A 9453-nucleotide genomic window follows, 5' to 3' on the forward strand; every position below is an offset into this window, starting at 1 on the left:
ATGACAAGAATTGTTGCACCTTCGCATAGCGGAGACGAATTACGTAGACTCCTGCGGAATTAGCGCGAGCCGAAAATCCACTTTGCAACGTGTTCTTCTTTGCAAAGTTAGTTGAGGCCGTGCCCGCGGAAAGCGAAGTAATTAGTCAGAGCATTGCCAATATACATCTAACATTCAAAATAACTACTTGGCTTAACGCAGTCATTGCACTGATTTTATACTTTCTTAACTTATAAAAAAAACCTCTTTTTTAACTAGATCGTAGCTTATAGAGAAACAAACCATTTTTATTGGCAGAAAATAATACCTGTTTGTCTTATCAACTGGAATGATATCCCCTTTTAAAAGAAATAAAAACTGCCGAGAAAAATTTCTCGACAGCTTGAGGGAAGATCTATGTTTTTGGCTATTCGTTAATTAAATAATCCTTTAAAAAAGTTGCTCAATGCTTGGAATAATTCACTAAAGAAGTTTGCTACTTTCTCCCAAAATCCCTCGTCCAACCCAAGCTCATTTGCCTTATCCTTAATCGTCGATGCAATATCTTCTAATTGATTTTTAACTTTATCAAAATCAATATTTAAGTCTCGCATCTTTTCAAATAAATCAATCAGCATTTGCTTATCTGCTTCACTAAGAGATATCTCTAGCTTGTCAAGCTGTTCTTGTACAATACGCTCAACATCCTCTTTCGTAGCAGGGTTTTGTTCAGCAATTGTCTGTTTAATTTCGGTTAGTAATTCACTAACCTTTTCCTGACTCATGCCTTCTTTTTTTGCGAGGTCTGTAGCGACATCCAATTCGTCGTTTGCTAGCTCCATACGTTCTTTATCTAGTTGCTCTCCTTTAACATCATAAGCCTTATATATACCCGTTAATGCAGAATGTCCACTAACTTTAACAGGTGAAGCAACGTCCACAGTAGCATTTTCTACTCCCGCGGTCAGCAGGGCGTTCGCATACATTTCTTTCGTAACTTCTGTAATGTTATCTGGAGTAACAATATTAATTGTTAAGCCGTTTCCTTCTTCCTGACGGGTAATTTTTGCACTGGAATACATGTTCGAATTTGGATCACCATTAATATATTTGGCACCATCTTGCCCGGAGACATCAAATTCTTCTACATTATCTGCCTCTTTGATGTTTAATAATTTTCGAACCTCGGTTCGCTGATTCTTATTTAATTGAGCCCCATAAACAACGATTGGTGAGCCTAACTTTTCATTTATACTTTCTGTATCACTAGCTCCATTGTCCGCTTGTACAGGTAAACTTATTCCAAGTACTAGTCCAACAATCAGCATCCCTATTAAAAATTTTTTTAATTGACGTTTTAACATTTTTGTTCTCCTTTTATGTGTACTAATTTATCCTATATTTATTTATTTCCAAATAACATTATGCACCCATTATACCTGTTTTCAAATAATATGGGTATCATTCTTATAAAAAATAAGGCTTGCGATGTAGATAATACGTCTACAACTACTATATAGATTTTAGTCATATATTAATGAAGACTTAACTAGTAAGCAAATTATTTTTCTTTATGTAGCATCTCCTATATATTTAGGGTAACGAAATAATTAGGAAAGAAGGGCATGACCATCATTGATAATCATCCTATAGTAAAGCGAAACTTAGCAATCATGTGGTTTGCTAACTTTTTTATTGCCGGAAGTATGACAATGGTACTTCCATTTATTTCTTTATATATTGAAACAATGGGGAATTTCTCAGATTCATATGTACAGAATTGGTCAGGATGGATATTTGCAATAACCTTTGTAACGGCATTTATTTTTTCTCCGATCTGGGGCAGGATTGGAGACAAATATGGTAGAAAGAAGATTTTAATTTTCTCCGCGGTTGGAATTGGTATCTCCATTTTATTAATGGGATTTGCCACTTCCGTATGGCAGCTATTTTTACTCCGTTTATTTATGGGAGTAGCAACTGGATTCATTCCGATGTCGCAAGCCTTTATTTCCACACAGACTCCAAAACATATTGCCGGAAGAGTATTAGGTACGCTGCAAACAGGAAGCATTACCGGAACGCTTATGGGACCTTTACTTGGCGGAACACTTGCTGATACTTTTGGTTATGCCAACACGTTTAAGTGGGTTTCTGTTACTGTTTTCATTTCTGGCATCATCGTTTTACTCGGTGTTAAAGAAGTAAAAACAAAGCTTTCGGATGACGCGAATGACTATCGCACATACACAAGAAAACAGGTAATCCAACACATCGTGAATCAACCCGTGTTACTTGTTGTTATGCTAATTTCGACGTTAGTACAAGTCGCGCATTTTAGCATTCAACCGATCTTATCATTATTTGTTGCAGATATACATGGCCCAGAAAACATAGCCTTGTTTGCTGGTATCGCCTTTTCAGCAGCTGGACTTGGAAATTTATTAATGACTAGAAAATGGGGTAAAATTGGTGACAAAATTGGATATATAAAGGTTCTTATCTTTCTGTTATTTATGGCAGGCATTGTTTATCTGCCTGGTGCCTTTGTTACGTCGATTTGGCAACTCGTAATATTAAGGTTTTTACTTGGAATATCCATCGGTGGGATTATCCCTTTACGTATCGCGTATATTCGCCAAAAAGCTCCCCTTTCTATGCAAGGAGAAGTACTTGGTTATAACACAAGCCTCCGTTTTTTGGGGAATATTATCGGTCCAGCACTTGGGGGTGCTCTGGCAGGGTTTTTTGGTTTTTCTGCAGTCTTCGTGGTAACAAGTGCATTATTACTTCTGAGCGGTGTTATCATGCTTGTATGCTGGTTTAAATATGAGTATAGCCAAAACGATTCTCATTCACTATCTACACACAGATCATAACGAAATAAGTTTCGTAAATATATGTCATGATAGAATTAGGAAAATCTGTGCTCCTAATCCCATGTTAGGCTAAAGAAATTGATTTATCTGTTAGAATATGCTAAAACTAACAGAGCCCCTTCCTTTGAAGGGACTAGTATCAAATAGAAAGAAAGTGATAGCAGTGGGAATAGTCGTAGTAGAGGTCTGTGACGGAAATGCAATCACTTCCATTAATATAGAAGAGATTCTTGAGAAGGAATTTCCTGAGGTAGCTGTACTCATGAATGAATGTTTATCTTTTTGCGGGCTTTGTAGAGTTAAACCTTATGCACTCGTGAACAATAAACGCATTTTCGGAAACACACCTGAAGAGTGTTTAGACAAAATTAGAGCAGTAATAAAAGAAGAACTGGCTGTGTATGAATAAGCGGCCAGTTCTTCTTTTTATTTAATCATTTCCCGGGAAATATGTCATTATTTGTTATAATTAACTACTTAAAGACTTGCTTGGAAAATTTCAATCGAATCTTGTTTGGTTAATTCCTTAAAGTTGCCGTATCTGGGCTTAGCAATGACTGTTTTCTCAGCCATTTCGTCTACAGAGCTTGCATCAATCGAATAATCGGCTAGGCTAGAAGGCGCACCAATTCCACTCCAAAAAGCGCGTAACCTTTCAATCCCCTCTAAGGCGATGTCACGATCTGTTTTATCTGTAGGGTCTACCGCAAACACACGAATAGCTAGTTGTTTAAAACGCGCTTCGTTTGTTTCGTCCAGTACATGCTTCATCCAATTAGGGAATAATATTGCTAACCCACCACCATGAGGGATGTCATGTACTGCGGATACTGCGTGCTCTAGGTTATGTGTTGCCCAGTCACCTCGAAACCCCATGCTTAGCATATCATTCAATGCTAATGTACCGCTTAACATGATCGTCTCACGGAACTCATAATTCGTTAAATCATTTAATAGCTTTGGTGCTGTTTCTATTACCGTAAGTAAGATAGATTCGCAGAAACGGTCTTGTATTGGCGTATTCCCTGTTTGGTGGAAATAATGTTCCAACACATGTGACATCATATCTACGATACCGTAAATGGTTTGATTTCTCGGAACTGAGAACGTGTGCGTTGGATCAAGGATGGAAAATATTGGATTTGTATATGGAGAACCCCACCCATGCTTTTCATTCGTTTCCCAATTGGTAATAACAGAACCACGATTCATTTCAGAACCGGTAGCTGCTAAGGTTAGGATGGTACCGAATGGAAGTGCATCAAGCGCTTGCTCCTTCTTCGTCACAATGTCCCACATATCTACATCTGTTTTTGCACCTGCAGCAATTGCTTTAGTACAATCAATCGTACTTCCGCCCCCAATAGCTAAAAGAAAATCGATGCCTTCTTTTTTACAAATCGCTACACCTTTACGTACAGTAGAGATTCGCGGATTAGGTTCTACCCCTGCTAATTCATATACTTCTGCGTGAAACTCATTTAGCTTAGTTAAAACATTATCATAAATGCCGTTACGCTTTATACTTCCGCCTCCATAAACGATAAGTACCTTTTTTCCATACGGCTGTATCTCCTCAGGAAGTTTATCCAGTTGGCCTTTTCCAAAGATTAATTTTGTCGGATTATGGTATGTGAAGTTCTCCACTGTTTTAACCTCCTATGCTTTCGTATATACAGTAACATCCATTTCAACGAGTACATCTTTAGGTAATTTACTTACCTCAATCGTAGCTCTTGCAGGATAGGGTTCTGTAAGGTAACTACCGTAAATCTCGTTGATTGTTGCAAAGTCTGTCATCGATTTTAAGTAAATCGTAAATTTTACTGCTTTAGAAAAATCCGTGCCTGCTTCCTGTAAAATTGCTTTAATATTTTCTAAAACTTGTTTTGTTTGACCCTCAATTCCATTAACAACGTTGCCGCTGATCGGGTCAATTCCTATTTGTCCAGACACATAAAGGAAATCACCTGCTTCAATTGCTTGCGAATACGGTCCTAGTGCAGCTGGTGCTTGTTCGGTATGAATCGCCTTCACCATGTTACATTCCTCCTTTTATTTCTTTTCACCCCGCATATAACTGGCAGTAATACTCCCACTTTAAGCAATAAAGTGAAGCCAATATGGATAAGTAGGGGATAGACAAACCACTAACTAATTGAAGTTTTACTTTATCATCATAACATGTTCGATTCTACTCTTCTGCTAATTTGTCTTTATATGCCATAACTGATTTCACATAATAAATATCTCCATAGCAAGCTCCTAATTCTTCAGCTCCATCGCGAAGACATCGGTACTTCTCCTTATCCGGATCATTTGCATACATTTCCTGAGAAAATATGATGGCAGCTTCTTGAGAAAATTGATCGGAATGCTTCTTCATATAATTAATAAACCCTTTTCCAAAATTATAGGATTGAACTGCTACAAGCAAATCTCCGTTTGCCTCTTTTAATGTTTGTGAAAAATAATAGACTCCCTGTTTAATAGAGAGCTCTGGATCTTGGATACACCCACGTTCACCACAATAGCTTTCGGATGATTGCATAGGGTCATCTCCTCTTCCGCCAGATTCCTGCATCATCATTGCTAATAATGTATCAATATGTTGCGACACATCATACTGTTTCGTATATTTTTCAACAACTGGCCGATACGCTTTAACTTCCTCACTAATGATCGGAGAGGAGGAAGTAGGTGATGAATTTTCTGCCTGTTCTTGATAAGCTAATAGCGAAATTCCAATAAATAGGGAGAACAGTAGAAAAGCTAGGAAGATGGTTCGTTTTATAGCTGTTTTTATTTTCTTATTGCGTTTCATATGCATCTATTCCTTTATATACGATCTTTAAATAACTATATCTTACCTTCATTGTCAAACATGCTTCATTCTTTACTGTTTTTCTTTCCTAAAATCACAAATGCTCCAGCAATTGCTCCAAACATCATATGACTGATCATCCAGTAGAAAAATGCCATCCCATCCGTTATATCAGGGGTACGGGATGACATTACTGTTGTTGTATATAATAGCAATCCAATCATGCTACCAGATATTACATAAGCTATCAGTTGATTTTGTCGACCAAACTTGTTCAACACAACATATAAGATTGGAACGAGAATAATAGATACGATTAGATGCAGGGAAAACTCTTCTAGCTCATTTAGAGTCCATTCCTTTATAATAGGAATGGAATCTATATTTAATAAGAGTGTATAAACTTGCTTAGAGGTTGTAATTTGTATCAGTTTTAATATTCCACCAAGCATAACACCAGCTACAAGACCTATTACGGCAAGCTTTGATAATTTCATCTCCAGCTTCTCCTTTATCCCATTACATGCTTGATCAAAAACTCTATTCCTAGATTACCTTACTTTAGTTATATTAACAAATCTATTACTAGATCAAAAGATACTAGCTTCATCGCCCATTGCTTGCAACGCAAATAAATCGACAACATAATCATTTAAAAAAAGACCAGTAGGATCTAGCTGCTTTCTAATATTTAGAAATTCATCCAACTTCGGGTAAAGCGCCTTCAATTTTGAGAGATTCAGCTTATGCATTTTCCCCCAATGTGGTCTCCCTTGATAATTTTGAAGTAGCTTTTCCATATCACCGAAATAATTCTCATAGGGCATCCCCTTATACATATGAAAAGCGATATATGCAGAATTACGCTTATAAGCAGGACTGAGCCAAAACTGATCTTGTTTGACCATTCTTACCTCAATTGGAAAATGAACCTGATATCTGGCAGTTTCTACTTTTTCACGTATCGCAATTAGAGCTACTTTTACGTTTTCTAGAGGAATACTGTACTCCATTTCACGAAATCGCACTCGTCGTTCCGTTGCAAATAAATCAAAGCTTTTTCCATGAATAGTTGATGAACCAATTGCCTTTGCTGATAATCGACTGATCGATCGACTTGTGGAAGGGAATAGTCTAACGGTTTCTGATAGAAGCTTAAATAGGTGATTCTCTACTATTAATGCTTCCATTCGATGCTTTCGTAAGGACTGGGGAGCTTGTTCTGAGAGGTTCATTGTCTTTATTTGGACGAGATCAGAGTAAGGAAATAAAAAGCATTCAAAATGACGATTTTGCTCTATTAATGTAGGTAATTGTTCTAATAAGTCTCTAAACTTATATTTACTGCTCGTAAGTTTGTAAGTAGGTGCAGGTATCACGCTGATGGTAATTTCTACGATAACACCCAACAAACCTAAAGAAATGACCCCTGCATGAAATAACGTTTCATCTTGCTCTTTTGCTATAGTTAGAGTTTCTCCTTTTGCAGTTACAAGCGTGAAGCTCAACACCTGTGTAGCTAAATTACCAAATTTAATTCCGGTGCCATGTGTACCTGTAGATATTGCTCCTGCGATACTCTGCACGTTAATATCTCCTAAGTTTTCCTGAGAATAGCCCTCAGCTGCTAATTGCTTTGACAATTCATGAAGGCGTGTACCTGCAAGGATAGTAGCCGTGTTCAATTCCTTATCTAAATGCGTCACTCCAGTTAAATGGTCTAATGACATTAAGTAATCTTCACTGACAGCAATTTCGGTAAATGAATGCCCTGCTCCAACAACTCGTATCCGCCGTTGTTCCTTTCTTGCCATATTTACATAGTCACATACCTCTTCTGCTGATGTTGGAAATAACACTTCTCTAGGCTTACAATGAGCAGTTTCAGACCAATTTTTCCATTCTCTAGTTTCCTTCATTAAAAGAAGCACATCCCTTCTCCACGATATGTTTTATAATGGTCCACAACTTTTCCATTTGTTATACAAGCTATATTCGTAAATCGTTCACATATTTCACCAGCTTTAGCAGCACGAAAAACAACATAATCCCCTAAATGCATTGGTACTGGAATAAACACAGGTGTCTGCACCTCACCCGTACCCTCGACCGAAATGAGTTTGCTACCCTCAGGAAAAACTGGTTGCGGTAACTTATCCACCCCTGGGCTTCCGGAAGCCACATATCCCCCTCCTAAACAAGTATAGATTTGTTGTTCAGGTTGCCGTACAATCGGTAATGTAAAGAAAAGAGAAGGATTCGTTCCGATCGGCTGCTTATAATAATCAAATAACAATGGTGCATAAAAACCAGATCCAACGGTTACCTCTGTTACAACTCTTTCGTTAGAAGTTGTTACCAAACTACCTGTCCCACCCCCATTGACAATTTCAAGAGAGAATCCTTCATTTGTTAAAGCATTGATTATCGCCTTTCTTCTATCGGCTATCTTTGCCACTGATTTTTTCTTTAATACTGTTACAGCTTTGTTCAATACCCATTGCTTGGGTAGTTGATCAGGCACACCAGCAAGCTGCGCTTCATAACCCATTACACCAGTCAACTTTAGATGGGATTGTTTGGAAATAACATGTGCTATCTCTATTACACTCGTTACATCACGTAATGGCGAACGACGGACGCCAAAATGAAAGCCAAAGAAATTAGTACTCATATCGATATCAAGACAGGTATAAATGAGTCCATCATACTGTTTAGCAATGGATTGTAAAAACACAATCTGTTCACGCTGATCTACCATACAAATAATTTTCCCACCCGATTTATTAATCTTTGCAATTTTTGCAAGCAGGGAAGCATCCCAAACCGGATAGCCTAGTAAAATATCACGAAAACCATATTCATACAGAAATAATGCTTCTTTTGGACTAAAACACATTAATCCTTGAAATACGGAACTATTCGCTAATATTCTCTCGATGACTGGAATCGAACGGATCGATTTCGTAGCAATCCTCACCTTTTTGTTATTTGACTTTTCAGAAATTATATCGCAGTTTTTATCTAACGCAGCTAGATCAAGCACCAAACCAGGATGTGGCTCCCGCTCGAGTAGCTCTTTTGTGAACATGACATCACCACCTTTATTCTAGTATCCTTTAATGAAAACTAAAGTGCAAGCTAATAATAAACTAACAACTTTGGCAGTAATCCAGGGATAAAACCCACATTATCTGGAAGAATAAAAAGCGCAAGCGCCCGATTAGAAACCAAGCGACTGGAGTGAACGGTGTACTAGCGATTCGGTGATGACTTAGATTAGTACGATTCGTGAAGTCGCCTAGTTTCTGGGCGCTGGAGCTGGACGCGACTCAACACGCCCATATTCATCCATATGTAATTTTCTAGACAAAAACCAAAAAAATTCTGCTATCAATTGATAGCAGAATTCCTATATCGGACTATCTCCAAAAACTGTCATATCAATGGAATATACTCCCTTTTCGTAAGCAGCCACCAAACAGCACTGCTTTCACATAGCTTATTATATAAAAGGCTTTTCTTCCAAATATTTATAGCCCTAAATCTTTCCTATACTGCTCTAATTCTTTTGTCGTACAACGCACCCAATGTCCAGGTTTCACTTCACGAAACTCTGGTTCTTCACTTTTATCATGAACGGATGGATCATATGCTGTACGCTGACGACCTCGTTCATAATTCGGATCTGGCAGTGGAATAGCGGATAACAATGATTTCGTATATGGATGAATCGGATTATTATAGAGCTCTTCACTGTCTGCTAGCTCC

General features: G+C 37.9%; 10 protein-coding genes. 2 read left to right on the forward strand and 8 right to left on the reverse strand.

Annotated features, from left to right (window positions below):
* Window positions 1-413: 413 nt before the first annotated feature.
* On the reverse strand, window positions 414-1343 hold the full coding sequence (locus tag JUJ52_RS21890; protein ID WP_026682254.1) for a DUF1002 domain-containing protein: 930 nt from the start codon (window positions 1341-1343) through the stop codon (window positions 414-416).
* A 261-nt stretch (window positions 1344-1604) separates the two neighbouring features.
* Between JUJ52_RS21890 and JUJ52_RS21895 the strand changes: the two genes are divergently transcribed.
* Together JUJ52_RS21895 and JUJ52_RS21900 are read left to right on the forward strand one after the other, a co-directional pair.
* Window positions 1605-2858 carry an MFS transporter gene (locus JUJ52_RS21895; protein ID WP_034679416.1) on the forward strand — a complete coding sequence of 418 codons (1254 nt, stop codon included), beginning with the start codon at window positions 1605-1607 and terminating at the stop codon, window positions 2856-2858.
* 163 nt (window positions 2859-3021) lie between these two features.
* Entirely contained in the window at window positions 3022-3267 is a 246-nt protein-coding gene (locus tag JUJ52_RS21900) for a YuzB family protein (RefSeq protein ID WP_026682256.1), read from the forward strand.
* A 68-nt stretch (window positions 3268-3335) separates the two neighbouring features.
* On the opposite strand, the gene JUJ52_RS21905 is transcribed toward JUJ52_RS21900, so the two are convergent.
* The 7 genes from JUJ52_RS21905 to JUJ52_RS21935 all read right to left on the reverse strand — a co-directional run.
* Window positions 3336-4505 (reverse strand): iron-containing alcohol dehydrogenase, encoded by a 1170-nt coding sequence (locus tag JUJ52_RS21905; RefSeq protein ID WP_205389147.1) that lies wholly within the window; start codon window positions 4503-4505, stop codon window positions 3336-3338.
* A 12-nt stretch (window positions 4506-4517) separates the two neighbouring features.
* Entirely contained in the window at window positions 4518-4898 is a 381-nt protein-coding gene (locus JUJ52_RS21910) for a RidA family protein (RefSeq protein WP_205389148.1), read from the reverse strand.
* Window positions 4899-5052: 154 nt separating this feature from the next.
* Window positions 5053-5682 (reverse strand): lysozyme family protein, encoded by a 630-nt coding sequence (locus JUJ52_RS21915; RefSeq protein WP_205389149.1) that lies wholly within the window; start codon window positions 5680-5682, stop codon window positions 5053-5055.
* 65 nt (window positions 5683-5747) lie between these two features.
* Window positions 5748-6179 (reverse strand): hypothetical protein, encoded by a 432-nt coding sequence (locus tag JUJ52_RS21920; protein ID WP_205389150.1) that lies wholly within the window; start codon window positions 6177-6179, stop codon window positions 5748-5750.
* 93 nt (window positions 6180-6272) lie between these two features.
* Window positions 6273-7601 (reverse strand): D-arabinono-1,4-lactone oxidase, encoded by a 1329-nt coding sequence (locus JUJ52_RS21925; protein WP_051388390.1) that lies wholly within the window; start codon window positions 7599-7601, stop codon window positions 6273-6275.
* Window positions 7601-8773 carry an alanine racemase gene (locus JUJ52_RS21930; protein WP_121604001.1) on the reverse strand — a complete coding sequence of 391 codons (1173 nt, stop codon included), beginning with the start codon at window positions 8771-8773 and terminating at the stop codon, window positions 7601-7603. The genes JUJ52_RS21925 and JUJ52_RS21930 overlap by 1 nt, the downstream gene beginning before the upstream one ends.
* 442 nt (window positions 8774-9215) lie before the next feature.
* Window positions 9216-9453 (reverse strand): ABC transporter ATP-binding protein (locus JUJ52_RS21935; RefSeq protein ID WP_483887875.1); only part of this gene is annotated, 238 nt, incomplete at its 5' end.

It is taken from the genome of Virgibacillus sp. AGTR (assembly GCF_016919725.2).
Classification (GTDB): Bacteria; Bacillota; Bacilli; order Bacillales; family Amphibacillaceae; genus Virgibacillus; species Virgibacillus salarius.